This window comes from Streptomyces sp. ATLC9, assembly GCF_057196705.1.
In genome coordinates this window covers 1-24,814 of record NZ_JBXUOY010000052.1, presented here as the reverse complement: position 1 = coordinate 24,814, position 24,814 = coordinate 1, and the positions used below count along the sequence as shown (strand labels likewise).

The 24,814-nt window shown below is 72.1% G+C and carries 21 protein-coding genes and 3 pseudogenes; 13 read left to right on the top strand and 11 right to left on the bottom strand.

Annotation, left to right across the window (positions count from 1 at the left end; genetic code table 11):
* Positions 1–65: 65 nt before the first annotated feature.
* Together AC2CJA_RS08585 and AC2CJA_RS08580 are read right to left on the bottom strand one after the other, a co-directional pair.
* Positions 66–2,462, bottom strand: a complete 2,397-nt coding sequence (locus AC2CJA_RS08585; RefSeq protein ID WP_484602073.1) for a rhamnogalacturonan lyase — start codon at positions 2,460–2,462, stop codon at positions 66–68.
* A 282-nt stretch (positions 2,463–2,744) separates the two neighbouring features.
* Positions 2,745–3,914 carry a glutathione-independent formaldehyde dehydrogenase gene (locus tag AC2CJA_RS08580; RefSeq protein WP_484602072.1) on the bottom strand — a complete coding sequence of 390 codons (1,170 nt, stop codon included), beginning with the start codon at positions 3,912–3,914 and terminating at the stop codon, positions 2,745–2,747.
* A gap of 413 nt (positions 3,915–4,327) precedes the next feature.
* Between AC2CJA_RS08580 and AC2CJA_RS08575 the strand changes: the two genes are divergently transcribed.
* Entirely contained in the window at positions 4,328–5,983 is a 1,656-nt protein-coding gene (locus AC2CJA_RS08575) for a cation:proton antiporter (protein WP_484602071.1), read from the top strand.
* A gap of 67 nt (positions 5,984–6,050) precedes the next feature.
* On the opposite strand, the gene AC2CJA_RS08570 is transcribed toward AC2CJA_RS08575, so the two are convergent.
* Positions 6,051–6,464 carry a DUF7144 family membrane protein gene (locus AC2CJA_RS08570; RefSeq protein WP_484602070.1) on the bottom strand — a complete coding sequence of 138 codons (414 nt, stop codon included), beginning with the start codon at positions 6,462–6,464 and terminating at the stop codon, positions 6,051–6,053.
* A 196-nt stretch (positions 6,465–6,660) separates the two neighbouring features.
* Here AC2CJA_RS08570 and AC2CJA_RS08565 point away from each other — a divergent pair, with 196 nt between their 5' ends.
* From AC2CJA_RS08565 to AC2CJA_RS08540, 6 genes and pseudogenes are all read left to right on the top strand, one after another.
* Positions 6,661–7,617, top strand: coding sequence for a GlxA family transcriptional regulator (locus tag AC2CJA_RS08565; RefSeq protein WP_484602069.1), 957 nt, complete (start codon positions 6,661–6,663; stop codon positions 7,615–7,617).
* A gap of 108 nt (positions 7,618–7,725) precedes the next feature.
* Positions 7,726–8,733 carry a type I glyceraldehyde-3-phosphate dehydrogenase gene (gene gap, locus AC2CJA_RS08560; protein ID WP_484602068.1) on the top strand — a complete coding sequence of 336 codons (1,008 nt, stop codon included), beginning with the start codon at positions 7,726–7,728 and terminating at the stop codon, positions 8,731–8,733.
* Positions 8,734–8,834: 101 nt separating this feature from the next.
* A complete protein-coding gene (locus AC2CJA_RS08555) occupies positions 8,835–9,638 on the top strand; it encodes an alpha/beta fold hydrolase (RefSeq protein WP_484602067.1) in 804 nt (267 codons plus the stop codon).
* Positions 9,638–10,963, top strand: a complete 1,326-nt coding sequence (locus AC2CJA_RS08550) for a PP2C family protein-serine/threonine phosphatase (RefSeq protein ID WP_484602066.1) — start codon at positions 9,638–9,640, stop codon at positions 10,961–10,963. The genes AC2CJA_RS08555 and AC2CJA_RS08550 overlap by 1 nt, the downstream gene beginning before the upstream one ends.
* Positions 10,960–11,298, top strand: a complete 339-nt coding sequence (locus AC2CJA_RS08545) for an STAS domain-containing protein (RefSeq protein ID WP_484602065.1) — start codon at positions 10,960–10,962, stop codon at positions 11,296–11,298. The genes AC2CJA_RS08550 and AC2CJA_RS08545 overlap by 4 nt, the downstream gene beginning before the upstream one ends.
* A gap of 211 nt (positions 11,299–11,509) precedes the next feature.
* Positions 11,510–11,908, top strand: a pseudogene (locus tag AC2CJA_RS08540) (NAD(P)/FAD-dependent oxidoreductase); the annotation flags it as partial.
* Positions 11,909–12,230: 322 nt separating this feature from the next.
* Here the strand turns inward: AC2CJA_RS08540 and AC2CJA_RS08535 are convergent.
* The 5 genes and pseudogenes from AC2CJA_RS08535 to AC2CJA_RS08515 form a co-directional block, all read right to left on the bottom strand.
* On the bottom strand, positions 12,231–12,656 hold the full coding sequence (locus AC2CJA_RS08535) for a PIN domain-containing protein (protein ID WP_484602064.1): 426 nt from the start codon (positions 12,654–12,656) through the stop codon (positions 12,231–12,233).
* Positions 12,653–12,931: a CopG family transcriptional regulator gene (locus AC2CJA_RS08530; protein ID WP_484602063.1), complete on the bottom strand. Its 279-nt coding sequence runs from the start codon at positions 12,929–12,931 to the stop codon at positions 12,653–12,655. The genes AC2CJA_RS08535 and AC2CJA_RS08530 overlap by 4 nt, the downstream gene beginning before the upstream one ends.
* A gap of 65 nt (positions 12,932–12,996) precedes the next feature.
* A complete protein-coding gene (locus AC2CJA_RS08525; protein WP_484602062.1) occupies positions 12,997–13,890 on the bottom strand; it encodes a phosphorothioated DNA-binding restriction endonuclease in 894 nt (297 codons plus the stop codon).
* 73 nt (positions 13,891–13,963) lie between these two features.
* A complete protein-coding gene (locus tag AC2CJA_RS08520; RefSeq protein ID WP_484602075.1) occupies positions 13,964–16,405 on the bottom strand; it encodes a helicase-associated domain-containing protein in 2,442 nt (813 codons plus the stop codon).
* 660 nt (positions 16,406–17,065) lie between these two features.
* Positions 17,066–18,340 (bottom strand): annotated as a pseudogene (locus AC2CJA_RS08515) (AAA family ATPase); the annotation flags it as partial.
* Between the two features lie 78 nt (positions 18,341–18,418).
* On the opposite strand from AC2CJA_RS08515, the gene AC2CJA_RS08510 reads away from it, so the two are divergent.
* Positions 18,419–18,763, top strand: coding sequence for a hypothetical protein (locus tag AC2CJA_RS08510; RefSeq protein ID WP_484602061.1), 345 nt, complete (start codon positions 18,419–18,421; stop codon positions 18,761–18,763).
* 181 nt (positions 18,764–18,944) lie between these two features.
* On the opposite strand, the gene AC2CJA_RS08505 is transcribed toward AC2CJA_RS08510, so the two are convergent.
* A complete protein-coding gene (locus AC2CJA_RS08505; RefSeq protein ID WP_484602060.1) occupies positions 18,945–19,541 on the bottom strand; it encodes a histidine phosphatase family protein in 597 nt (198 codons plus the stop codon).
* Positions 19,534–19,947 carry an SDR family NAD(P)-dependent oxidoreductase gene (locus AC2CJA_RS08500; protein WP_484602074.1) on the bottom strand — a complete coding sequence of 138 codons (414 nt, stop codon included), beginning with the start codon at positions 19,945–19,947 and terminating at the stop codon, positions 19,534–19,536. The genes AC2CJA_RS08505 and AC2CJA_RS08500 overlap by 8 nt, the downstream gene beginning before the upstream one ends.
* An 11-nt stretch (positions 19,948–19,958) precedes the next feature.
* Between AC2CJA_RS08500 and AC2CJA_RS08495 the strand changes: the two genes are divergently transcribed.
* The 5 genes from AC2CJA_RS08495 to AC2CJA_RS08475 all read left to right on the top strand — a co-directional run bounded on the left by AC2CJA_RS08495 (position 19,959) and on the right by AC2CJA_RS08475 (position 24,189).
* Positions 19,959–20,477, top strand: coding sequence for a hypothetical protein (locus AC2CJA_RS08495; RefSeq protein WP_484602059.1), 519 nt, complete (start codon positions 19,959–19,961; stop codon positions 20,475–20,477).
* 25 nt (positions 20,478–20,502) lie between these two features.
* Positions 20,503–21,072: a cysteine hydrolase family protein gene (locus tag AC2CJA_RS08490; protein WP_484602058.1), complete on the top strand. Its 570-nt coding sequence runs from the start codon at positions 20,503–20,505 to the stop codon at positions 21,070–21,072.
* A 4-nt stretch (positions 21,073–21,076) separates the two neighbouring features.
* Positions 21,077–22,039: an FAD-dependent oxidoreductase gene (locus AC2CJA_RS08485; RefSeq protein WP_484602057.1), complete on the top strand. Its 963-nt coding sequence runs from the start codon at positions 21,077–21,079 to the stop codon at positions 22,037–22,039.
* 48 nt (positions 22,040–22,087) lie between these two features.
* Positions 22,088–22,492: an NUDIX hydrolase gene (locus tag AC2CJA_RS08480; RefSeq protein WP_484602056.1), complete on the top strand. Its 405-nt coding sequence runs from the start codon at positions 22,088–22,090 to the stop codon at positions 22,490–22,492.
* Positions 22,493–22,962: 470 nt separating this feature from the next.
* Positions 22,963–24,189 carry a damage-control phosphatase ARMT1 family protein gene (locus AC2CJA_RS08475; RefSeq protein WP_484602055.1) on the top strand — a complete coding sequence of 409 codons (1,227 nt, stop codon included), beginning with the start codon at positions 22,963–22,965 and terminating at the stop codon, positions 24,187–24,189.
* Positions 24,190–24,195: 6 nt separating this feature from the next.
* On the opposite strand, the pseudogene AC2CJA_RS08470 reads toward AC2CJA_RS08475, so the two are convergent.
* Positions 24,196–24,814 (bottom strand): annotated as a pseudogene (locus AC2CJA_RS08470) (hypothetical protein); the annotation flags it as partial.

Genomic DNA, 24,814 nt, shown 5'->3' with positions numbered 1-24,814 from the left:
GCCCATCTGCGGGCCGTGGCCGCCGTGTGGCACGGCTGAGCGCCCGGCGGCCGGGCGGCCGGGCCCTACCCGCGGCCGGGCACGCGCCCGCCGGGCACGGGCACCCGCGACCAGTCGGTGCCCGATCCCAGGTGGAAGGACGGGTACGCGGGCTGGTTGTACGTCGTCTGCTGCCGCGCCACCTCCACCCGGTACTGCGGGTCGTGCATCAGCGTGTACAGCTTGCGGTCGGTCACCTCGGTGCCGGTGTAGAGCCGTATCGCCGAGCTGTCGGCGGTGCGCACCAGCAGCTCCTCGCGCCAGTCGCCGAGGACGTCGGCCACCAGCGAGGGGTTGCCCTTGGTGCCGTTGTTGGTGCGGGTGCCCTCGGCGGTCAGCAGCGTGCCGCGCCGCCGGTCGGTGATCACCGGGGCGTTCTCGCCCGAGCCGTCCACGATCTGCGTGGTCATGTCGGCGGCCCAGCGGATGCTCATGTTGGTGCCGGGGGTGGCGTCGCCGAGCCGCTCGCCGTCCGCGCTCCACAGGCCGACGCCGTGCGAGCCCCAGGTCTCCAGGCCCGGCCGGTCCGGGTCGATGTCGCCGACCATGCCCCGGCCGGTGTCCACGCCGGTGTGGGTGCCGTACAGCACCTCGCCGGTGGCGGCGTCGCGCAGCGCGTGGCCGTAGGGGGCCCAGCGCCCGCCCTCGTGAACGGTGTGGATCTCCAGGCCGGGCCGGTCCGGGTCGATGTCGGCCACGTGCATGGCGTCCCCGTGGCCGAGCCGCACGCTCTGCCCCGGCGCGGCGCTCTCCGGCGGTCCCTCGGCGAAGGAGCTGTAGAGGAGGGAGCCGTCGTCGTCGAGGGTGGCCGCGCCGTGGACGATCTCCTGGCGGCCGTCGCCGTCCACGTCCGCCGCGCTCAGGGAGTGGAAGCCCTGGGTGGTGAGGGAGCCGTACTCGGGGTCGGTGCCGTCCACGCCGTGCGGGGAGTCGTTGAAGGGGTTGGACATGGGCGTCCAGCCGCTGTCGGCGAGCCACTGGCGCTTCAGGCGCTTTCCGTTCCAGCGGTAGGCCGCCACCGTGGCGCGCGTGTAGTAGCCGCGGGCGAAGACGGCCGAGGGGCGCCTGCCGTCGAGGTAGGCCACGCCCGCCAGGAAGCGGTCGACGCGGTTGCCCGGCTCGATGCGGCTCATGGCGTAGTCGCCCCACATCAGGCCGTCGTCGTGCCGCCCGGGCTCGTAGCGCACCGTCTGGAGCTCGCGGCCGGTGGCGCCGTCGAACACCGTCAGGTACTCGGGGCCGGTGAGGACGAAGCCCTCGAAGGCGCGCAGGTCGTTGCGGGAGCTGCGGGAGGGGGCGTAGACGTCGAGGAAGTGGTCGGCCAGATCCTCGGCGGCGGCGCGGGAGAGCGGGTAGTCGTGGCGCCGCTCGATGCCGAAGGCCGCTTCCAGCGTGGCGGGCCAGTTCCCGGCGCTCACCTCGGGGTGCTCGTGCCAGCCCAGGAACATCCCCACGAGGTGCTCGCGGTAGTCCGCGGCGCTCATCCGGTGGTCGTCGCGGTGGGAGTGGCCGGCACGGACGTCCTCGCGCGGCATGGTGACGTACCGCTCGGAGACGACGCGGCCGCGCCGGTCGTAGCGGATGCTCTTCGTGCCGGGCGCGGTCTTGACCATCATCTCCGCGCGCCCGTCGCCGTCGAAGTCGTAGACGGGGAACTGGGTGTAGTGGGCGCCCGCGCGGATGTTGACACCCAGGTCGAGGCGGTGCAGGAGGGTGCCGTCGAAGCGGTAGGTGTCGATCAGGACGTTGCCGGTGTACCCCTTCTGGGAGACGTCCTTGGAGTTGGACGGGTCCCACTTGACGATGTACTCGTAACTCCCGTCGCCGTCCACGTCGCCGACGCTCATGTCGTTGGCGGAGTAGGTGTACTCCTCCCCGGCGGGGGTGACGCCGCCGGGGGGCTTGCGCAGCGGCAGCTCGGCGTACGTCTCGGACCAGGGCGTGACCGTCCTGCCGCGTCCCCCGTCGCGGACCTCGCGGCCGTCGACGACGGGGACGACGCGGTACTCGGAGTCCGGCGGGGCGCCGCGGTCGAGGTAGTTGGTGCTGTCGGTGACGGTCGCTACGGGCCTGCCGTCCCGGTAGACGCGGAAGTCCGGTCCGGCCATGCCGGTGGCGGTGGATCCGGTGGTCTCGGTGCCGAGCAGCCGCCAGCTGAGGAAGACGCCCTCGCCGGTGGCGACGGCGACGAGGCCCCGGTCGAGCTTCTCGAGCCGGATCGCCCGCCCCTTGCCGCGCCCGCCGCCGTGTCCCTCGCCGTGCGCCTCGCCGGAAGGGTGGCCGGAAGGGTGGCCGGAGGGGGTGCCGGCCTGTGCGGCGGCCGGTGCGCCGGTGGCGAGCAGCACGGCGGCCAGCAGGACGGATGTCCGCCGCCGCGGCCCGGGGGCGGTGCGTTGCCGGGGTCGCCAAAGGGGTCGTCTCATCGCGCGGTCCTTTCCGCCCCCGGCCGGACCCGTGAGGGGCGGGAGGGGCGTGTCGATACATTGCCGATACGACCTTGATACGTTTCAATTGATTCGTTTCAAGGGGCGGGCGCGACGGTATGGGCAGGGGGAGGGGCCGTCAAGACCCCGCGTCAGGACTCGTCGTCGGCCTGCGGTTTCCCGGCCCGGCCCGGCCCGGTGCGGCACGCGGAGAGCGGGGGGCCCCGCCCCCGGGCCCCCCCCCCCCCCCGCCCCCCCCCCCCTCCGCACCGCACCGCCCGGCTACGCCGACACCTTCCGCTTCTTGTGCCCGTCGCCCATCTCGGGCTTGAGGAGCACCTTCGTCCAGCCCTCGTCACGCTTGTCGAAGTGCTGGTAGGCCTCCGGGGCCTCCTCCAGCGGGACCCGGTGGGAGACCACGAAGCTGGGAGTGGCACGGCCGGCGATGATCATGTCGCGCAGCTGGCGGTTGTACGACTTGACGTTCGCCTGGCCGGTCCCCATCCGCAGGCCCTTCTCGAAGAACTTGCCGATCCTGAAGAGCAGTTCGCCCTTCTTGGCGCTCTCGCTGGGGCCGCCGGGGTCCGCCGGCACGTAGAGCCCGACCACTCCGAGCATCCCGGTGGGACGGACGGCCTCGACCAGGGTGTTGAGCACTGTCGCCGGCTGTTCCTCGCCCTCGGCGACCGTGGCCTGGTAGCCGACGGCGTCGATGCCCTTGTCAGTGCCCTCCCCGTTCGTCTGCTCCTTGATCTGCTCGGCGGCGTCGCCCTTGCCGTAGTCGATCGGGACCGCGCCGATCCGTCCCGCGAGGCGGAGCCGGTCCGGCTGCTTGTCGACGACGAAGACGCGGGAGGCGCCGCGCAGCACCGCGGAGTAGGCCGCCATCAGGCCGACCGGTCCGGCGCCGAACACGCACACCGTCTCGCCGGGGGACACCTGCGCCAGCTCGGCGGCGTGGTAGCCGGTGGGGAAGATGTCGGCGAGCAGGGCGAAGTCGTCCTCGTGCTCGGTGCCCTTGGGCAGCTGCAGGCAGTTGAAGTCCGCGAACGGTACCCGCAGGTACTGCGCCTGGCCGCCGGTGTAGGGGCCCATCGAGACGTAGCCGTAGGCGCCGCCCGCGAAGCCCGGGTTGACGGTCAGGCAGAAGCCCGTCCGACCCGCCAGGCAGTTCTTGCAGAAGCCGCACGCCACGTTGAACGGCATGACGACCCGGTCACCCTTCCTCACCGAGGCGACCCCGGAGCCGGCCTCCTCCACGACCCCCATGTTCTCGTGGCCGAACACGATGCCCGGCTCCGCGCCGGTGCGGCCCTCGTACATGTGCAGGTCGGAGCCGCAGATGGCGGACGTGGTGACCTTGACGATCACATCCGTGGGGTCCTGGATGCGGGGATCCTCGACCTCCTCGACATCGACGCTGAACGGCTCCTTGTAGACGACGGCTTTCATCGCTGCCTCCTTACGGCGCGGCGCGGTGCGGCGTGGTGCGCGGAACCCGCGAGAGCGCCCTCGCGGCGTGCGTCATACCGGTTGAACACTGCTCATACTTCTCATTCTCCCCCATTGGGGTGTACGCGTGTCCGCCGGAAGGGCCGGCGAAACATGCCGACGCGCGCACCACGCGGTGCCCGCTCCGGCAGGCGCTCCGGGGGTCTCTCCGAGAGGCGCCGAAAGGGCAAAAGGGACTAGTCTGGCATGGGATCCGGTCGGCCGGGGTGGTGATGTCGGTGTACTCGGTGCGGTCCCGCCGCGTGCCGTACGGCCCGGCTCGCCGCGCTTCCGGACACGGCGCCGGGGCCGGGGCGATGACCGCCTCGCCGCGGCGAACGAGCCGGCGAACGAACCGGTGACCGGGCCGGGCCATGGATCCCTACGACTTCCCCCTCGTCGCCGCGGTCCTCGCGCTCTCCGCCGCCGCGGGCCTGCTGGCGACGCTGCTGAAGCAGCCGCTGATCGTCGCCTTCATCGGCGTCGGCATCCTGGCCGGTCCCGCCGGCGCCGGCTGGGTGGAGGCCGAGGGCACCGTCGAGCTGCTGGCCCGGCTGGGGATCGCGGTGCTGCTGTTCCTGGTGGGGCTCCGGCTCGACCTGCACCTGGTCCGCACCACCGGTCCCATCGCGCTGGCCACCGGGCTCGGCCAGGTCCTGTTCACCTCGGTGATCGGCTTCCTGATCGCGCTCGCGCTGGGCATGGACACGGTGACGGCGCTCTACGTCGCGGTCGCGCTCACCTTCTCGTCCACGATCATCATCGTGAAGCTGCTGTCCGACAAGCGCGAGCTGGATCAGCTCCACGGGCGCATCGCGGTGGGGTTCCTGATCGTGCAGGACATCGTCGTGGTGCTGGTCATGATCGCGCTGACCGCGTTCGGGCAGCGGACCGGGGACAGCGGCGGCGGCATGGCCGCGGACATCGCCCTGGTCCTCGCCAAGGGACTGGGCCTGCTGGCCGGCATCGCCGCGCTGACGCGCTACGTCCTGCCCGGGCTGCTGCACCGCGTCGCCCGGTCCCAGGAGCTGCTGGTGCTCTTCGGCGTGGCCTACGCGGTGTCGGTGGCCGCGCTGAGCGAGTGGCTCGGCTTCAGTTCCGAGGTCGGGGCGTTCCTGGCCGGGGTCTCCCTGGCGGGCACCCCCTACCGGGACGCGTTGGGGGCCCGGCTGGTCAGCCTGCGCGACTTCCTGCTGCTCTTCTTCTTCCTGGAGCTGGGCGTGCGGCTGGAGTTCACGGACGCGGGCACACAGATCGCCGAGGCGCTGGTCTTCTCGGCGTTCGTGCTCGTCGGCAACCCGCTGATCGTCGTCGTGATCATGGCCGCCATGCGCTACCCGGTCCGGGTGGGGTTCCTGGCGGGGCTCACGGTCGCCCAGATCTCGGAGTTCTCCCTGATCCTCGCCGCGCTCGGGTACAGCCTCGGGCACATCACCGGCGCCACCGTCAGCCTGATCACCGTCGTCGGCCTGGTCACCATCGGCGGCTCCACCTACCTGATCCTCTACTCCCACCGGATCTACGGGCGCCTGGAGCGGTGGCTGGGCAGGTTCGAACGGACCGGCGTCCGCCACACCGGACCCGCCGACGCCCACCGCGACGCCGATGTCGTCCTCTACGGGCTCGGCCGCTTCGGCGGCCTGCTGGCCGACCGGCTCAGCCGGACCGGGCACCGGGTCCTGGCCGTGGACTACGACCCGCACCGGGTCGCGCGCAACGACCGGGAGGGGGTGACCGCGGTCTTCGGCAGTGCCGAGGACATCCACTTCCTGGAATCCCTGCCACTGGGCCGGGCCCGCTGCGTGGTCAGCGCCATCCCGGTGGCGGACACCAACCGGGCACTGCTGCACGGACTGCGCCACCACGGGTACCGGGGCGTCACGGCCGTCACCGCCCACAACCGGCGCGACGCCCGGCGGCTGCGCGACGAGGGGGTCGACCTGGTCATCGAGCCGTTCGCCGCCGCGGCATCGGACGCGGCGACCGCCCTGGACGGACTGCTGCGCGACCGACGCGACCGACGCGACTGACACGGGCGCCCCGGTGCCCGGGGGCTCCGCCGTACCGCCCCCGCCGTACCGCCGGGCGCGCCGCCCGTCACACGGGACCGCGCCGGTACACCGACAGCGCCCAGATGACCAGGGCGCACAGGGCGATCAGCACGATCGACCAGACCGGGTAGTACGGCAGCGACAGGAAGTTCGCCACCAGCAGGAGCGAGGCCATCACCACGCCCGCGACCCGTGCCCACAGCGCACCCCGGAACAGGCCGGCGGCCACCGCGATGCTCACGGCCCCCAGGATGAGATGGGCCCAGCCCCAGCCGGTGGTGTCCCACTGGAAGGTGTAGTCGGGGGTGGTGAGGAAGACGTCGTCCCCGGCGATGCCCATGGTGCCGCGCAGCAGGTTCAGCACACCGGAGATGACCAGTATGACGGCGGCGAAGACCACCAGTCCGCCGGCCAGGTCCTGGGCGTTGTCCGAGTGCTGCCGCCGATCCGTCTGTGCCATCGGAAGTCACCTCGTCTCGCGGGTGGGGCTCCGGGCCTCCGGCGCTCCGCCCGCGCCCGGCGGTGGGGAGCGGGAAGCGGCCGGGGGCCGCCCTCCACACGCTCACCGGCGCGTCCGCCACCCTCGTTCCCAGTATCGTGCGGCGGCACGGGGGCGCAAACGGACATCCCGCCCGCGCCCCTCGTACCCTGTCCCCGTGCCGTCCCCCCGTCTGCGCCGCGTCGCCGTGCTGGTCCTGGAGGGTGCCAAGCCGCTCGACGTCGGCATCCCCGCACAGGTGTTCACGACCCGGGCGAGCATGCCGTACGAGGTGCGGGTGTGCGGGGCCGCGCCCGGCCCGGTGACCGGCGGCGACGGCCTGTCCTACCACGTCGTCCACGGCCTCGAGGCGCTCGCGTGGGCCGAGACCGTCTTCATCCCCGGCTACCGGTTCCCCGACCGTGACGCCCCGCCGCCGGCCGTCGTCGACGCGCTCTCGGACGCCCACGCCCGGGGCACGCGGATGGCCGCCATCTCGACGGGAGCCTTCGCGCTCGCCGCCACGGGCCTGCTCGACGGGAGGCGCGCCACGACGCACTGGCACTACACGCGGGCGCTCGCGGCGAGGCACCCCCGCGTCCGGGTCGACGAGAACGTCCTGTTCGTCGACGCGGGCGGCGTACTGACCTCTGCCGGGGCCGCCTCGGGCATCGACCTGTGCCTGCACATCCTGCGCGGCGACCTCGGGGTGGCCGCGTCCAACCACGCGGCCCGGCGCCTGGTCGCCGCACCCTACCGCAGCGGCGGTCAGGCGCAGTACGTGCCGCGCAGCGTGCCCGAGCCGCTGGGCGAACGGTTCGCCGCCACCCGTGAGTGGGCGCTGCACCGGCTCGGCGAGCCCCTCACCCTCGAACTGCTCGCCCGGCAGGCGGGCGTCTCGCCGCGCACGTTCTCGCGGCGCTTCGCCGAGGACACCGGTTACACGCCGATGCGGTGGGTCATGCGCGCCCGCGTCGACATGGCCCGTGAGCTGCTGGAACGCTCGCAGCGAAGCGTCGAGCGGATCGCCGCCGATGTCGGCCTGGGCACCGGCGCCAATCTGCGGCTGCACTTCCGGCGCGTCCTGGGCACCACACCGAGCGAGTACCGGCGCACCTTCGCCCGGGGCGGGTGACGCGGGCGCCCCGCCGGGTGGCGCGATCCTCGCGGACCCTGGCGATCGCGCCGCTGTCACGGACCGGCGCCGCGCGCGAGGCTGGTGGCGAACCGGAGGAGGCCACCCATGACCCGTATCGCCATCAACGGATTCGGCCGCATCGGCCGCAACGTGCTGCGCGCACTGCTGGAGCGCGGCAGCGCCCTCGAAACCCTCGAGATCGTCGCCGTCAACGACCTGACGGAGCCCGCCACCCTCGCCCGGCTGCTCGCCTACGACACCACGGCCGGCCGGCTCGGCCGCCCGGTGAGCACCGACGGGGACACCCTCGTCGTGGACGGCCACCGCATCGTGGTCCTCGCCGAGCGCGAGCCGGCGAAGCTGCCCTGGGACGGGCTCGGCGTCGACATCGTGCTGGAGGCGACCGGCCGCTTCACCTCGGCCGGGGCCGCCCGCGCCCACCTCGACGCCGGCGCGAAGAGGGTGCTCGTCGGGGCGCCGTCGGACGGCGCGGACGTCACCCTCGCGTTCGGGGTCAACACCGGGGCGTACGACCCGGCCGCACACACGATCGTCTCCAACGCCTCGTGCACGACCAACGCCCTCGCACCGCTGGCCGCCGTACTCGACGAGCTCGCCGGGATCGAGCACGGCTTCATGACGACGGTGCACGCCTACACCCAGGAGCAGAACCTGCAGGACGGCCCGCACCGCGACGCCCGCCGCGCCCGCGCCGCCGCCGTCAACATCGTGCCGACCACGACGGGCGCCGCCAAGGCGATCGGACTGGTGCTGCCGAACCTCGACGGCAGGTTGTCGGGCGACTCGATCCGTGTGCCGGTCCCGGTGGGCTCGATCGTCGAGCTGAACACGGCCGTCGCCCGCGACGTGACACGCGAGGAGGTGCTGGAGGCGTACCGCGCCGCCGCGGAGGGGCCGCTCGCCGGCATCCTGGAGTACTCGGAGGATCCGCTGGTGTCGTCCGACATCACCGGCAACCCGGCCTCGTCGGTCTTCGACTCGGCCCTCACCCGCGTCGACGGCCGCCACATCAAGGTCGTCGCCTGGTACGACAACGAGTGGGGCTTCTCCAACCGGGTGATCGACACCCTCGAACTCCTCGCCACCCGCTGACGCGCGCCGGGGGCGGCCGGTCCGCCGCCCCCGGCCCCGTCCCCGGGGCCGGGGCCGGGGCCGTGCCGGGACGGCGGGCGCGGGCTGGGAGAATGGCGGGCATGGACATCCGGCGCAGAAACAACGTCACCGTCACGGGCAACCCGCGAGGGCCGGTCGTGGTGCTGGCGCACGGCTTCGGCTGCGACCAGAACATGTGGCGGCTGACGGTGCCGGCGCTGGCCGGGGACTACCGGGTGGTGCTGTTCGACTACGTCGGCTCGGGCCGCTCCGACCCGTCCGCGTTCCGCGAGGACCGCTACGCCTCCCTGGACGGCTACGCCCGGGACGCGGTGGAGGTGTGCGAGGCCCTCGACCTGCGCGACGCGGTGTTCGTGGGGCACTCGGTCAGCGCGATGATCGGCGTGCTGGCCGCCGACATGGCGCCGGAGCGCATCGGGGCACTGGTGATGGTCGCCCCCTCGCCGCGGTACATCGACGACGGGGGCTACCGGGGCGGGTTCAGCGCACAGGACATCGACGAGCTGCTGGCCTCCCTGGAGGCGAACTATCTGGGCTGGTCGGCCGCGATGGCGCCGGTGATCATGGGAACGCCGGACCGGCCCGAACTCGGCGAGGAGCTGAGGAACAGCTTCTGCGCCACCGATCCCGACATGGCCCGCGTCTTCGCCCGGACCACCTTCCTGTCGGACTCACGCGACGACCTGGGGAAGGTGAGGGTGCCCACGCTGGTGCTGGAATGCGCCCAGGACGCCATCGCCCCCCGGGAGGTCGGCGCCTTCGTCCACCGGGCCGTCCCCGGATCGGAGCTGGTCACGCTGGAGGCGGTCGGGCACTGCCCGCACCTGTCGGCGCCCGAGGCCACCAACGCGGCGATCACCGCGTTCCTGGCCGGCCTGCGGTGATGTGCCGGTCCGGTCGGCAGCCCGACCCGCACGAGGCGGGGGGGAACGACCCCGGGAACGCCGCGTTCGCCGCCCTGCTGGAGGACAGCGCGGAGGAGCTCTACGAGACCGCGCCGTGCGGCTACCTGTCCACACTGATGGACGGCACGATCGCGAAGATCAACGCCACGCTGCTGGGCTGGCTCGGCCTGGAGCGGAGCGCGGTGGTGGGCCGGATGCGGTTCACCGACCTGCTCACGGTGGGAGGCAGGCTCTACCACGAGACGCACTTCGCGCCGCTGCTGCGCATGCAGGGCGAGATCGGCGGTATCGCCCTGGAGATCAGGGGCGCGGAAGGCGTGCGAATACCGGTCCTCGTCTCCTCGGCGGTGAAGTACGGCGGCGAGGGCGAGCCGCTGCTGATCCGCACCACCGTCTTCGACGCCCGCGACCGCCGCTCCTACGAGGAGGAACTCCTGCGGCGCAAGCGGGAGGCGGAGGCGGCGCGTGAACAGGCGGAGGCGGCGCGCGAGCAGGCGGAGACCGACCGCGTCCGGCTCCAGGAGGCCCTCGCCACGCTCCAGCAGAGCCTGCTGCCCGCCATGCTCCCCGACATCCCCGGGCTGGAGGCGGCCGCCCACTACCACACGGCCTCGCCCGAGAGGCTCGGCGGCGACTTCTACGACCTGTTCGCCGTGGACGGCAAACGCTGGGCGTTCTTCCTGGGCGACGTGTGCGGCAAGGGCCCCCAGGCCGCCGCTGTGACGTCGCTGACGCGCTACACCCTGCGCGCCGCGGCCGTGCACGACCCCGACCCCGTGGCCGCCCTGTCCACCCTGAACACCGTGCTGCACGAGCGCTACACCGGCGGCGACCCGCGCTACTGCACCACCGTCTTCGGCCTCCTCGAACCCGACCCCGCCACCGGGCAGGTCGCCGTCCGCATCGCCGCCGGCGGTCACCCGCCGGCCCTCGTCCTGCGGGCCGACGGCCGAGCCGACTTCCTGCCCACCCCCGGCGGTCTCCTCGTCGGCATCCTGTCCGACCCGCGCTTCGTCTCCGCGACCACCGTCCTCGCTCCCGGCGACACGCTCCTGCTCTACACCGACGGCCTCACAGAAGCCCGTACGGGCGAGGACCGCACCACCCTCTACGGGGACCAGGCCCTGCTCGACTTCGCCGCGGGCCAGGCCGGCAGGCCAGCCCGTGACGTCATCCGGGCGCTGACCGGCCTGCTCGACGACTTCGGCGACGGCCTGGACGACGACACCGCCCTGCTCGCCCTCGGCGTCCCCGCCCACCTCGCCGACCCCGCTCCCGATCCGGCAACGAAGAACACACGATGAGCCCGTTGAAGATCACCACCCGGAACACCGCGACCGGCCCCGTCCTCGAGGTCACCGGCGACCTCGACTACGCCAGCTCCGGCGGACTGCGTGAACTGCTCCCCACGCTCGCCCTGCGACCGGGGCAGCGTCTCGTGGTGGACCTGGCCGGTCTGGAGTTCTGCGACTCCAGCGGCATCACCGCTCTGATCGCCGCCCGCAACCACGCCCACGCGGCCCGGGCCGACGTCGCCCTCGCCGCCGTCCCCGACAACACCCTGCGCATCCTGCGCGTCGTCGGCCTCGACCAGATTCTCCCCATCCACCCCGACAGCGAGACCGCCACCCGGTCCTGACGGGGGCCGCGCCCGCGCGACCAGTCCGAACCGGGACCGGAGCCGGAACCGGAACCGCCGGCCCCCCGTCCGCGGCGCGGCGGTACTCGGCGTTGACGCGCTGGGCTTCCCCGACCCGCCCGTGCCCGTCGACCGCGGGTGTCAGGCTTGGGGGCACGGCGGAACTCAAGGGGCGGGGACGGGGCCTGTCCCTGAACCTGGACCGGCTGGTGCGCGCCTGCTGGTGGCGTACCCGGCGGCCGACGACTACAAGGTCGAGGAGATCCGCGAGGAACCCCGGGTCACACTCCTGCCCGTCGGGCACCTGACGCTGAAGCCCGGAGAGGGTGCCGCGGTGTCGGCGGAAGTGGTGGGCCGCGGTGGTGAACGGCGGGCGGTCGTGGCGGACGCCGCCTACCTCGGCATCGGGAACGCGCCGACCGCCCCGCCCGGCGACCTGGTCCGCGGTGCGGACGGGTACTGCCCGCCTACCGGGCAGCATCCCCGTGTCATCGTGGCCGGCGACCTGCGCTCCGCCCGCTTCCAGCGGATCATGACCGCCCTGGGCTCCGGCGGCGAGGCCGCACTGCGCGCCTACTACGCGACCGGGCGACCACTCACCGAGAGCTGAGACACGTCGACGCGGAGCCGACCACGGCAGCGATGACGGCGACGCCCTTCTGGAGCATCCGGAGGGCAACTGAGACGGAGCACGTCGAAGGGCCCCACCGTTCGCGGTGGGGCCCTTCGACAACGTGCCCGGTGAGGAACTGGCGGAGGATACGGGGTTCGAACTCGTGAGGGGTTGCCCCCAACACGCTTTCCACATGTTCGTCTGGGGGCTCGGCGACGGATGGGGCCGTCCTGACCTGGGGCGGAGCCGGGATTCGGACGGTTGATGAACGGCTCTGGGCGGGGGTGGACGAGACCAGAAATGAGACCGGGGTGCCGGGTCACACCTTCTTGACGACGATCGACTCCGGAACCAGCTTCTCCAGGTCTTCCACGTCCGAGGTGAAGACGGTGACCTGCCCCTTCTGCCGGCGCGCGATGACGGCGAGCACCGCGTCGATCGCGTACTTGTGGCCACGCAGCTTGGCATCCGCCAGCAGGCGGCGGGCCTGGCGGGCCTCGTTCTTTCCGATGTCGGCGACTCGGAGCCGCGAGAGCACCCAGTCCCAGCGCTGCTCGGTGGTTCTGCCGTCGTACGCCTCGATCAGCGTCAGCGGAGATGTCACCACCTCGGCTCCACCTCCGGCCGCGAGGTCGAGCCGTGCCATCATCTTCCGGTCGCCGCGCACGGCCAGGGACAAGGCTTCGCAGTCGAGTACGAAGACGCGCAGTGGTCGCTGGCCCGGCTCACCGGCCCGCTTCTTCACGCGGCCTCTCCCGCGCCGTGCGTTCCGGCGGTGCGACGGCGCTCGTGCTCGGCGTCGAGCCCCTCCAGTTCCTCGAACGCTGCCGTGCGCTCCTCCTCGGTGAGGGAGCCGTGTTCATCCTGCAGCCAGTCGGACAGCTCCCGCAGCCGGTCCCGGTCGCGCTTGAAGCGCAGCGCCTCGGCGACGTACGCCGACAGGCCCCGCTCCGCCGCCTCCGCGCGGATCTCGTCCAGGAGATCCTCGGGAATCGTCACCGTTACCTTCTTCGTCGCCATACAAGAGACCATACTCTTGGTATCGCCCTGCCTACCAGTGCGTTCTGTGACCGCCGGATCGGCGATCAGGCGGTCGTGGCGGGACGTGGGCTGCCGTGGAAGACCTGTCTGGTGTGCCAGGAGCGGTGGGCGGCGGCGATGGGGCGGATGCCTGGCTGGGGACCTATGACCGGACGGCCGGCGAGCGTGATGATGTGCTCGCGGGCGGCGGTACTGCGGCCGACGAAGCTCTGCGAGACCAGGATGCGGTGGCCGTCGCCGATACCGAGAACGCCCTTGTCGAAGAGCTTGTGGTGCAGCGAGCACAGGCACAGCCCGTTGTCGATGTCGTCCGGTCCGTCGAACGCCCACCAGCGCACATGGGCGGCCTCAAGCCCGACCGGCACCGCGCCGATCCTGCCGTCGTACCCGCAGAAGGCGCACTGGTACTCGTACGCCGTCAGGACCATCTCCCGCATCCGCCGGTCCCGCCGCCTGCGCGCGGCCGAGAACCGTCCGGTCTCGGCCTCCTCCAACTCCAGGCCGACGGCTTCGCACAGCTCGCCGTGGAGGGAGGGCGGGAAGTTCAGGTCGAGCAGCACCCGAGTCATCCGGCCGAGCAGGGACGGCTCCCGCCGCAGTGCCGCCCGCAGCTGAGGCGTCAGCCGCCCGGCGGCCCCGGTCGCCCGCAGCTCCCTGACTCCGGTCCCGGGGCTGCCCGTCCCGCGCTCGGTGCGCACCTCCCACACCCCGTCACTCACCAGGTGGTGGAAGGGATAGGCGGGCGTCGTCCGGTTGCCGGGCCCGTACTCGGCGAGCAGCCGCCGCAGGTCCTGCTCCACCGCGCTGTACCGCAGCTCGCCGTCGGCGTCCTGCTGAAACCGGCTGAGCGCGTACAGGAACAGCAACGGCTTGTGCGGAGCCCGCACCCCACTCCTCGCCCACTGCCTCAGCTGCGCGGTGCGCTCGACCCAGTCCATGACTGGTGATCGTAGTGGCGGCTGGTCGAGCAATGATCCGTGCACGGGGTGGGCCAGTGGGCCCTGCCGAGGGCTACGCGGGCATGACGCCGAGGACGCGGGAGAGGGTGAAGACCCGTTCGTCCTCGCGCAAATGGCACCAGGCATACAGATGGGGCGGGTCGAGATCGAGCTCGCTGAGGGTACGTACGGTCCGGTTGCCCGAGGCGGCGACGTACTCGACCGTGATGGCCGTGCCGGCGTCGACGGCGTGGGCGAGCTGGCGGACATCGCTGTACGTCAGGTTCTTCGCGTACCCGGCGACGATCTCCTCGGTGTCCGTGCCGTAGAGGGCCCCGGTGCCGAACGGGTCGGGATCCGGAAGTGCCGACGGGGCGTCCCGCAGCCTGGCGGCCAGGGCGCTCAGGCCGACATCCACCGGGGTCTCGGTCGGCACGGACCGCCGTCGTTGGCCTGGGAGTGGGGTCGGAGCCGGGGCGGAGGCACGTCGGTGCCGGGTCTTCTCGACGCGTACGGTTCCGTCGGCCTTCTCGGCGACGGGGGCATAGCCGGCGGCCCGGAGCGCGGCGAGGGTCTTGTCGAGCGGAGTCCGGCAGACCAGCACGGTCGGCGCCAGCTGCCGCAGCCCGAGCTCGGCGAGCTTGCGGTGGGCGGTGAGTTCGGCGAGGAGGGCGGGTTCCTCGCCGTGGATCACGCAGGCCGCGGGCGCGATGCGCATACGGCCGTGGGCGCGCGCGGTGTCGTGGATCAGATACGACAGCGGCTGGGGAAGGGCGCCGACGGCGACGTCGGCCAGGTCGGCGGTGATGGCGTCGGGTGTACGGCCGGTGTCCAGGGCGCCGCGGATGGTGCCCGGGCTGAACCGCCACACGGATGCCGTGCCGACGGCTTCTCGCTCTGCGACGGCGTCCAGCAGGGCGGCCAGGTGGGCTGACGGTGTGCCGGTGACGACGGCGGTGAGGTCCGCGCCGAAGCGGGCCGTGCTGGTGGCCGTCGGCAGCAGCCGCCGACCGGCCGCGGCCAGTGCTTCACCGTCATCGGCCTGCAAGGCGGCACCAATGCGGGACAGGGAGCCGCGGGCCATCACACCGAGTAGTTCCGCTTCGCGGACCACGGAGGCGAAGGGCGTGGCGTCCTGGGGGAGTGGATGGGCGAACGGACGGTGCCAGGCGACGAGCGGCCCCAGTTCCACGGGGCTCCGCACCCCCTGGTCCGCCGGGAGCGCCACCGCCGCGGCGAGAAGCCCGTCCCGGGCCTGCGCACAGCCGCCACAAGGTGGTGTTCCGGCGAGTGCGGGCAGCGCCTTGCCGTCCTCGTCGCGGGCCTGGGCCGGGGTCCGCGGCAACGTTCGCCACGCCTGGAGAAGCGCGGTGAGCTGCTCCGCCGGTTCCCGCTCCGCCCAGGCGTCGTAACCTTCCGTCGCCGCGACCCGGTTACCGTCCCGGGCCAGCAGCCCGGCGTCGTACGCCGTCTCCAGGACAAGGCGTACGACGATGTCGTCGCACTGCGCGGCCTTGGCGATCCGGGACAGCTCACGCGCCCCGACCCCTCCGGACTTCAGACGGGCCGGCGGAGACGCGGCGCACGCCGCCAGAACCGAGGCGGCGTGGGCGGCGAACGCCGAGGCGGCTGCCGCCGCCTCCCGATCCACCTCCGCCTCGGTGACGGACACCGTCCGCACGATGGGCGGGCACGGCTCGAACGGGGCGTGCCAGTCAGCCCCGCGCAGCGCGAGCGCCACCTCGGCCGGCATGCGTGCGGGCCCGTACCCGGAGTACCGGTCCTGGACCAGCAGTCCCCGCTCCAGCGCCCACCGCGCACCCGGTTCGGAGTCGGCCCGTGGGGCCCCGAGCATCAGGAACCCCGTCTGTTCCTGCCTCCGTTCACCCTGGTGTCGGGCTCGCCGCTCAAGCAGCTCCCGAGTGGCCACAGGCGCCGCCGCAACCACCGCGGCCACCCGCTTCGGATCACTGTGGTGTTCCAGCAGGGCGGCCAGCCGATCTTTCTTGGTGGTGCCGGGAGCTGGGATGCCCAAGGCCACCAGCATGCGCCGCAGTTCCTCGGAGGTCGTGTCCGCCAGCAGCCGGGCGAGCGGCGCGTCCAGCCCCAGCGGCGAATCCCATGCCTGCCGCAACGGCGCCGTCATGTGGAGCAGCCCTTGGCCGTCCGGCCAGACGAGCGCGTGATCGGCCAGTGTCTCCAGGGCCGCATCCAGCCAGCGATCGGTCTCCGTCTCGGCCACGTCCAGCAGGTCGGCCAAAGCGGCCCGTGGGACGGGTCCCAATGCCGCCAGCGCCTCAGCCACCTGCAGCTGTGGCCGCGCGAGCTCCGCCAGCGCTGGGGCCACCGACGCCGGACGCTGAAGGCGGTCCGCGAGTTCGCCGAACGATCGTGGCTCCGGCGGGGACACGGCATCCGGGCGAGTCGCCAGGACTCGCTCGAGTCGGCCGACTTCCAGACCACTCAGCCACGAGGCCAGAGTTGATCCGCTGGGCTTTCCGATGGGGCACCTCACAAAGACGACGCCGTTGACCTTGGAACCGGAACCGGTCCCGCGCACGCTCCAGAATGGCGCATCGCGGGGGGACATGTGTCCTGCGGCGGCAGGAAGCCGACGGTGAGTGAAGGGCGTTGTCCTGTGGATCGACCCACCAGCGGCAAAGCTATGCGGAGAAAAGTGCTTTATGTCAGAAATAAATGAGACCAGAACTGAGACCAGCCCGTCCCCGGCTGCCGGTGGCCGCCGGGGGAGGATCGGGCCGGTCAGGTGAGTGATGAATCCTGGCATTGGAGAGCTTGCTCCGCGATAGTGGCGATACATCCGGCCTGCTCTCGTAGCCGGGCGAGCTCGGCAGTCTGCTGTGGTCCTGCCGCGATCTCGGACAGGGGGGCGATGACGGTTTCCTGATGATCGCCGGTGCTCAGCACCTGGGCGGCACACCGGGGCGGAATGGCCTCCACACTGACCACGCGGCTCGAACCCGGCGCTGATGGAGTGGTGGGCTCGGGAGCCGACCGGGCCCCGTGGCGGGGTGCGGACGGTGCCGGAGCAGGTGTGGGTCCGGCCGCCGGCGGGGGTTCGGGCGCAACGCTGCCGGGGCTGCCGGGCACGGTGACCACCGGCTTCCGGCAACAGACGCCTCCACCCCGGCAGTCACGGACGCGTGGGCGGACATCAGGCCTGACCGTAGAGGGTCTCCAGGTCGATCAGCCGGACGTCCGGGTCGGTTGCCGCCGCGGCATGCGCCTTGTCGTTGAATCCGGCTCCGCTGAAGCACAGGAGCCGCGTGTCGGCGGTGTCGTAGCGCCCGGCCCGGGCGATGAGGTCGCGGATGTGCCGGAGACGTTCGATGTGGGCAGCTCCCATGGTGTCGTTCCACCTGGCCTCTCCGATGGCCAGGAGCGGGGGCTTGGCACCGTCCGCGATTCCGATGACCGCCACGTCGACCTCGTTGCCGGTACGGGCCCTGGGGTCGTGAACGACACCGTGTCCGACGCGGGCGGGCAGACCGCCCAGGAGCTCGGGGTCGGCGTGATGCAGCGCCCAGTCGCGGCAAACCTGCTCGAAGTGGGGCCCGAGGACGTTGCTGACGAAGCGGCGACGGCTGGCCTGCCAGACCCGTGCCGCGCTGCCGGGGCGTTCGAGCTGGTCCCAGACCGGTCGCATGATCGCGTGGTAGAAGCCGATCAGCGGTTCGGCGATCCGGTAGGTGGGCCGGTTGTCGCGGAAGGCGTCCGCGTCCCGGTGCAGTAGACCCGCGTCTTCGAGGACGTTGATGGGGTGGGCGATGTCGGTGGCCTTGCGTTCCAGGTAGCCGGCCATGCCCCCGCGTGTGGCGTTGCCGTCGGCGACGGCGGCCAGGACGGACAGGTACAGGGCGGTGTCGCGAAGGTCGGGTTCCTCGGCCAGCAGATAGCGGGCCTCGCGGAAGAGGGGGGTTTCGGGGTCGAGGACGGTGCGGGCGACCCAGTCGTCGAAGTCGTCCGGAGCCTTTGGCGTGTCGCCGCGTGCGAATTCGCGCCTGTAGGCCGGGGTGCCGCCCACGATCGCGTTCACCTTCATGGCCAAGTGGGGATCGGCGATGTCCCAGAACTCGGCAGCGAGGCGGTGGTCGAGGGGGCGGACGACCAACTCCAGCCCCGCCCGTCCGCGCAGTGGGGCGTTACCCGAGAGCAGCCTGCCCATGAAGGACAGCGCAGAACCGCACAGCAGCAGCCGGGTACGGGAGCCGGTGCGCTGGTCACGCAGGGGCCGCAGCGCCTCCTGGATGATCGAGGGCAGCTCGGGGTTGGCCTTGGCGAGGTACGGAAACTCGTCGATCACCACAGGGACGGGCCGCTCGGCGCCGAGCGCGAGCAGTGCGTCGACGGCCTCTGCCCAGTCGGCGAAGTGGAACGGGCTGGCAGGACGGACGTGGGCGGTCAGCGCCGCGCTGATCCGCCGTAGCGACTACTACGAAAGCCCTGACGCCCAGGCGTACGGCCGGGGTTTCGATCAGAAGCTGGACCAGGCGAAGGAGGCACTGAAGTGAGCGGTGCAGCCCCCTCCCCCGCCCCGGCGCGGGAAGGACGGAGGCCCAACACCGTCGGCCGCGCCGGCACCGTGGTGGGCGCGGTCCTCCTGCTCCTGGCTCACACGGTGACGGGTTACCTCGTCTTCCTGGCGTACATGGCCGGGACCGCCAACCCGTGGGAGCCGGACGCCGCCGCCCACTCCGGCATCGCCGCGGGGCTGGCGCTGCCGATCACCGGCGTCTCCGCGCTGCTGACCCGGGGGCTCGTGAAGGCCGGACGCCTGCACCGGTGGTGGTACGCGCTCCCCGTGGTCCTGGGCCTGGCCGCGCTGCTGCGGCTGACCGTCCTCGCGCCCTGAATCCGGGCGAAAGCGCACCTCTGGACGCAAGACCGCACGGCTACCGCTATGTATACGGGCATGGTCCCCGCTGCGGCATGTCAACCGCTCGGGGGCTGATGGGAGCTCTGGCCTGCCCCAGATTGCGTGGAGTCGACCGTGACCAGGGCTGACTACCTACACCAGTTCCGGGACGGTTCAGTCATTCATTTGGCCGGTCGCTGAGGCCAGGTCCCACGTGTTGATGTGCGGGCAGGAGACGGATTTCGGCGAACTGCCAGGGATTTTTCGCGGCGTTGGCGAAGGCGGCGGGGCCTTCTGGGAGGTGGGTGAGGACGCCGAGGAGGAGGGTGTGGGAGACGGCCAGGAGGGGGCCGTGGCGCCCGGCGGTGTGGCGGAGGAAGGCGGCGCAGTGACGGGCACGGGTGTGGAGTTCGGTGAGGCTCTCGCCGTCCTCGCAGCGTAGGGAGGGGTTGACGAGGCGGCGGGCTCGCCAGGCGCGGTAGGCCGGTGGGTAGGTCTCGGCGGTACGGCCGAGGACGATGCTCGGGGCGCGCCATTCGGCGAGGAGGCCGGAGGTGGCCACGATCGGCAGACCCGTCAAGTGCGAGACGAGGGTGGCGGTCTGCCGGGCACGGGGGATGGGGCTGGTGGCGATCGCGGTGATGCCCTTGGGAAGGGGCAGGGAGCGGCGTACCTGGGCGCGGCCCTCGATGGTGAGGGCGGCCTCGTGCGGGGCGTGGTAGCCGGGGCGGTGGCCTTCGTAGGCGCCGTGGCGCATGAGCCAGATGTCAGCCAAGGATCCAGCCTCCGTCGACGCGCAGGGTCTGGCCGGTGATGAATCCGGCGTCGTCGGTGGCGAGGAAGGCGACGGCTGCGGCGATGTCGTCCGGGCGGCCCCGGCGCTGGACGCACTGGCGGGCGAGCTGCCGGGTGGCCATGGCCTTCGGGTCGTCGACGACGGTGTCCTCGGCGGGGACACGGATGGAGCCGGGGGCAACGCAGTTGGCGGTGATGCCGACAGGGCCGAGTTCGCGGGCGAGGGCACGAGTGAGCCCTTCGAGGCCGGCTTTCGCGCTGATGTAGCCGGCGAGGTCGTGGCGGCCCGCCGTGGCGAGGACAGAGCCGATGGTGATGATCCGGCCCCAGCCGGCAGCCGTCATGGCGGGGGTGAGTTCGTGGGCGAGGAGGTAGTGGCTGGTCAGGTTGGTGGCCAGTGCGTCGTCCCAGTGGGCGGGCGTCGTCCGACACCGCCCTGCGCCTGCTGTCCACGCCCTCTGTCCTGGTCGACCGCGGCGCCCCGGGCGGGCCCGTGCCCCTGGACGGCACAGTCGAGGAGTCGCTCCTGGCCACCGGCTTCGACCATGCGGACATCGTGTCCTTCGGCATACGGGGAGTCTCCACCGCCTACGCTGGCTGGTCCGGTGTCGCCTACGCCTCGCACTCCCGCGAGCGCAGCCTCTCCATCGACGAGCTGGTCACCTGCGAACTGACCGTCCAGGCCCTGTGGTGCTTCACTCGCCAGATCCAGCAGATGATCGAGGACGGAAGAGACCCTTCCATGCCTGAGCAGTACGGCTGGCGTTTCCTGCGCGCCGCGTACTCCCGCCTCACCACCGCCCGTGCCCAGGAGACCGCGCAACACGTCCTGATGCGGGAGGCCATCATGAAGACCAGCGGGCTTGCCGAACGGCTGCGTGCCGCGCAGGACGCTCTACGTGAGAGCGCCGATTGAAAAGACGGGTCAGGAGAGACAACGGATGGATATCGGCAGTGCCGCGCTGATCGTGGTGGACATGCAGAACGGATTCGTGAACCATCACAGCCGCCACGCCGTGCACGCGGTCTCCGACGTGGTCGCCCAGTGGTCCGCCGCCGGCCGGCCTGTGGTCTTCACCCGGTACTTCAACTATCCGGACAGTCCCTACGAGCGCTTCTTCCAGTGGCGCCGGCTCCGGGAACCACCCGAGACCGACATCGTTCCCGAACTCACGGAAGCGGTCGCCCGTGCACACGCGGTCGTCGACAAGACCGGGTACACGCTTTTCACTCCCGAAGCCACTGAACTGATCCGCCGGTCCGGCTGGACCGACCTCGTGTTCTGCGGGATCGCCACCGAGAGCTGTGTCCTGAAGTCCGCGGCCGACGCCTTCGAGCACGACTACGCGCCCTGGATCGTCACGGACGCCTGCGCCAGTGACGCGGGCCCGGACGTCCACGATGCCGGCCTCCTCGTCGTCCGCCGCCTGGTTGGAACCGGCCAACTCATCGTCAGCGAGCACGTGATGGGACGACTCGCTGCGTACGCCGGGGCCCCGGTGCTGGAATAGCCCCATGGCCGACACACCGTCCCCGCCCTCGTCCCCGTGTCCGTCCAGCGCCGGGTCGCCCGCCGTCCAGGACACGGACCTGATCGTCGTGGGCGGTGGCCCGGCCGGCTGCGCCGCCGCCCGCATGGCCGCCGGCGTCGGCATGCGCTCGATCCTGGTCGAGCCGGACCGGCTGTGCCGCAACCTCCACCGGATCCCGGCCCTGAACAACGTTCTGGGCGGCCACACCAGCGGCCCCGAACTGGCCGACGCCATCACCGCGGAGCTGAAGGACACACAGCTGTGCCGCCTGGAGCTGGGCCGGTACGTCACCGGGCTGCGTGCCGACGAGGACCGCGTGACCGTCACGCTCGACACCGGCGCCCGTCTGAGCGCCCCGTACGCCGTGGTCGCCACCGGCACCGGCCCCCTCCAGCCCCGCGACGCCGCCTGGATCACCGCCCCCGGCGGCCTGACCCTGCCCCCGCTGTGGCAGGCCCGGGAGGCCGACGCCGGGGGACGCACCCTCCTCGTCCTGGGCGGTGACCGCCCGGTCGGCACCTTCCTGCGCGCCCATCCGGCCACCGGCACGCGCCTGCTGGTGGCGTATCCGGCGGCCGACGCGTACAAGGTCGAGGAGATCCGCGAGGAACCCCGGGTCACGCTCCTGCCCGTCGGGCACCTGACGCTGAAGCCAGCGGGAGACGGCACCGTGTCGGCGGAGGCGGTGGGCCGCGGCGGTGAACGGCGGGCAATCGTGGCGGACGCCGCCTACCTCAGCATCGGCAACGCGCCGACCGCACCGCCCGGCGACCTGGTCCGCGGTGCGGACGGCTACTGTCCGCCTACCGAACAGCATCCCCGTGTCATCGTGGCCGGCGATCTGCGCTCCGCCCGCTTCCAGCGGATCATGACCGCCCTGGGCTCCGGAAGCGAGGCCGCACTGCACGCCTACTACGCGACCAGGGAACCGATCACCGAGGGCTGAGCCACACCGCCACGAAGCGATGACGATAACGCTCAGAAGGGAATCCCCGTGACTGGCAAGGCCGAGGCAGCAGTCGCCGCTGCCATCGTCGTTCAGGGCGGGCGCGTCCTGCTCGTGCGACGACGCGTGGCGGAGGGCGCACTCTCGTGGCAGTTCCCGGCCGGGAAGATCAAACCTGAGGAGACCCCCGAAGAAGCCGCAACGCGTGAAACCCAGGAAGAGACCGGGCTCCAGGTGATCCCGCAGAGCGTGCTCGGACAACGGGTTCACCCCATGACGGGCTGGGAAATCCGCTACATCGCATGCCGACCCGTCGGCGGCGAGGCGGTCATCGCGAGTGATGACGAAGTGGCCGACCTGGCCTGGGTCGCGCACGGCGAGATCCCGCAGTACGTGCCGTACGGGCTGTTCGAGCCGGTGCAGGACTACCTCGACGCGGCTCTGCTGCCGTGAACTCCGTCGGGGCAACGTCTTTGAGAAGCCAGGAGCGTGTTGCCGTTGTCGGCATCAGGCGGCAGGGCTCAGCGCCGCCGTCCTCGCCGAGGCTGAAGCATCGGTGCATGTGATCGCCGAGTAGGTGCCCGGTGTCACATCGCTGGCGGTCGGGGCGGGAACCGGCGACATCGCGGTACGGCACCTGGGCACAGACAGGTTCACCTCCCACCTCCCCTGGCACACCGGCCGCATTCTCATGCTCGGCTTCACCAGCGACGAGGACCGTCTGGTGTCGGCTGCGGCGGATGGGACGGTGCGCCTGTGGTCGCTCAGCGAGCAGCGCCAGATCGCCGAGGTCAGGGTGGACGCTTCCTTGCACTGCGCGGCCTTCGAACCCAGTACGGGCGAGGTGTTGGTCGGTAGCGCTGCGGGCGTTGTGGCCCTGGAGATCAATGACTCACGAGCGGCAAGCGGAGGGCTTGGACACCATGGCAGAGAAGACCCCTGGCGCTTCGGACGGGTCGGCCGGCCGCAGCCGCGGCCGGGCCGCCGGACCCGGCGCCCCGGTCATCCTGAGCAACGAGCAGGGCTCGTTCGCCTGGGGGGTGCTGGCCAAGCGGCACCCGGCGCTGATCCAGCAGGTACGGGACGCCTTCCCGTACGGCCGCCGGCAGCACGAGGCCCTCGACGCCCTGCTGGAGGAGATCACCGGCGGTGTCATCGGACCTCTCGCCCCTTCGGAGCACGACCGGGGGCAGTGGTCGGTCTGGGGGCGGGAGCACTTCGGGCGATCGTGGTTCGACGCCCCGTTCCTGTGGGCGGAGAGCTACTTCTACCGCAGGCTGCTGGGCGCCGTCGAGTACTTCGGTGCGGGACCGTGGCGGGGAGTCGATCCCTTCGCCCCCTTCAAGCAGGCCGAACTGCGCGGTGCGGCGGTGGACGGGGAACTGCGGACCCTGGACGCGCTCGCCGACGCGCCGGCCGATGAGCGGGCCACGGCGCTGCTCCACGCCTCGCTCTGGGGCAACCGCGCCGACCTCGGCTTCCGCGTCACGGAAGGGGAGCCGGCCCCCGGTGACGCCACCGGTGGGCTGGTGGCTGACGACAGCGCCGTGCTCTGGCGGCTCCTGCCCGCCGGAGCCGGTTCCACGGTCGCCGTGGTGGCGGACAACGCCGGGCGGGAACTGGTCCCGGACCTGGTCCTCGTCGACCACCTCCTGGTGCACCGGCACGCCGAGCAGGTCGTGCTCCACGTCAAGCCCTACCCGTACTACGTCTCCGACGCGATGACGGCGGACGTCGTCGACTGCCTCCGCCGCCTTGCCGAGGTGCCTGGTGAGGCCGGCGGGATCGGCGGGCGGCTGTGGGAGGCCATGGCGGCAGGACGCCTGGAGGTGCGCACCCACCCGTTCTTCTGTGCGCCGCTGCCGTACGCGCAGATGCCGGTGGATCTGCGGGAGGAGTTCGCGGCCGTCGCGCTGACCATCTTGAAGGGCGACCTCAACTACCGTCGGCTCGTGGGCGACCGGATGTGGGACGCCACGGCACCGTTCGCTGACCTGACGGCGTACTTCCCCGGTGCGGTCGCGGCGCTGCGCACCCTGAAGTCCGACGTCATCGTGGGGCTGGAGCGGAAGACGCTGGATGCCCTCGAAGAGGTGGGCGCGGGCTGGCGTACCAGCGGCACCCACGCGCTGATCCAGGTTCGCCGGTAGACCGGATCACACGCCGAGCGGCCGGGCGGCATCTGCCCGGCCGCTCGGTCGTTGATCGGCTGGCCACTCCGGTGGGCCAGGGCTTATCTGCTGTGTCCTGGGGGCTTGGGATGGGCGGGCGGTCTGCTCCGTGCGGGGCGGGCCTGCTGGGCAGGGGCGGCTGGCTCGCTCGAACACGAAGGCCGCCTCGCGCAGCTCAGCGCGGGTATGGGCGGCGGAGGTCTTGGCCAGCGCGTCCAGCACCTCACCCGCCGCGGCGATCTGCGCCGCTGCCGCGCCATCATCACCGTGATCGATGACCAGGAGGGCCTGCCAGGTGGCGGCGGTGGCCCGGCGCCGCGCGAACGCGGGACCTGTCACATCCGGCAGGACCGGCTGATCCCGCCCGGAGTCGTCCGCCGAGGCCACAGCCTCCATGGGCAGGGCCCAGCGTTCGCGGATGCGGGGCAGGGACAGATCGGGTGCGAGGGTGGAGCCCGCGTAGAACACCGGCTCCTTCTCACCGCTGCGGTCATCGGACAGCTGCGCGGGATGGTGGAACGGCCGGCGTTCCCCGGCCGTGGGCGGTTTCGGGTTCCGCCGCCGGTGCGGCGTGGCCCGGGAGACGCCCAGGATCCGGCAGGCC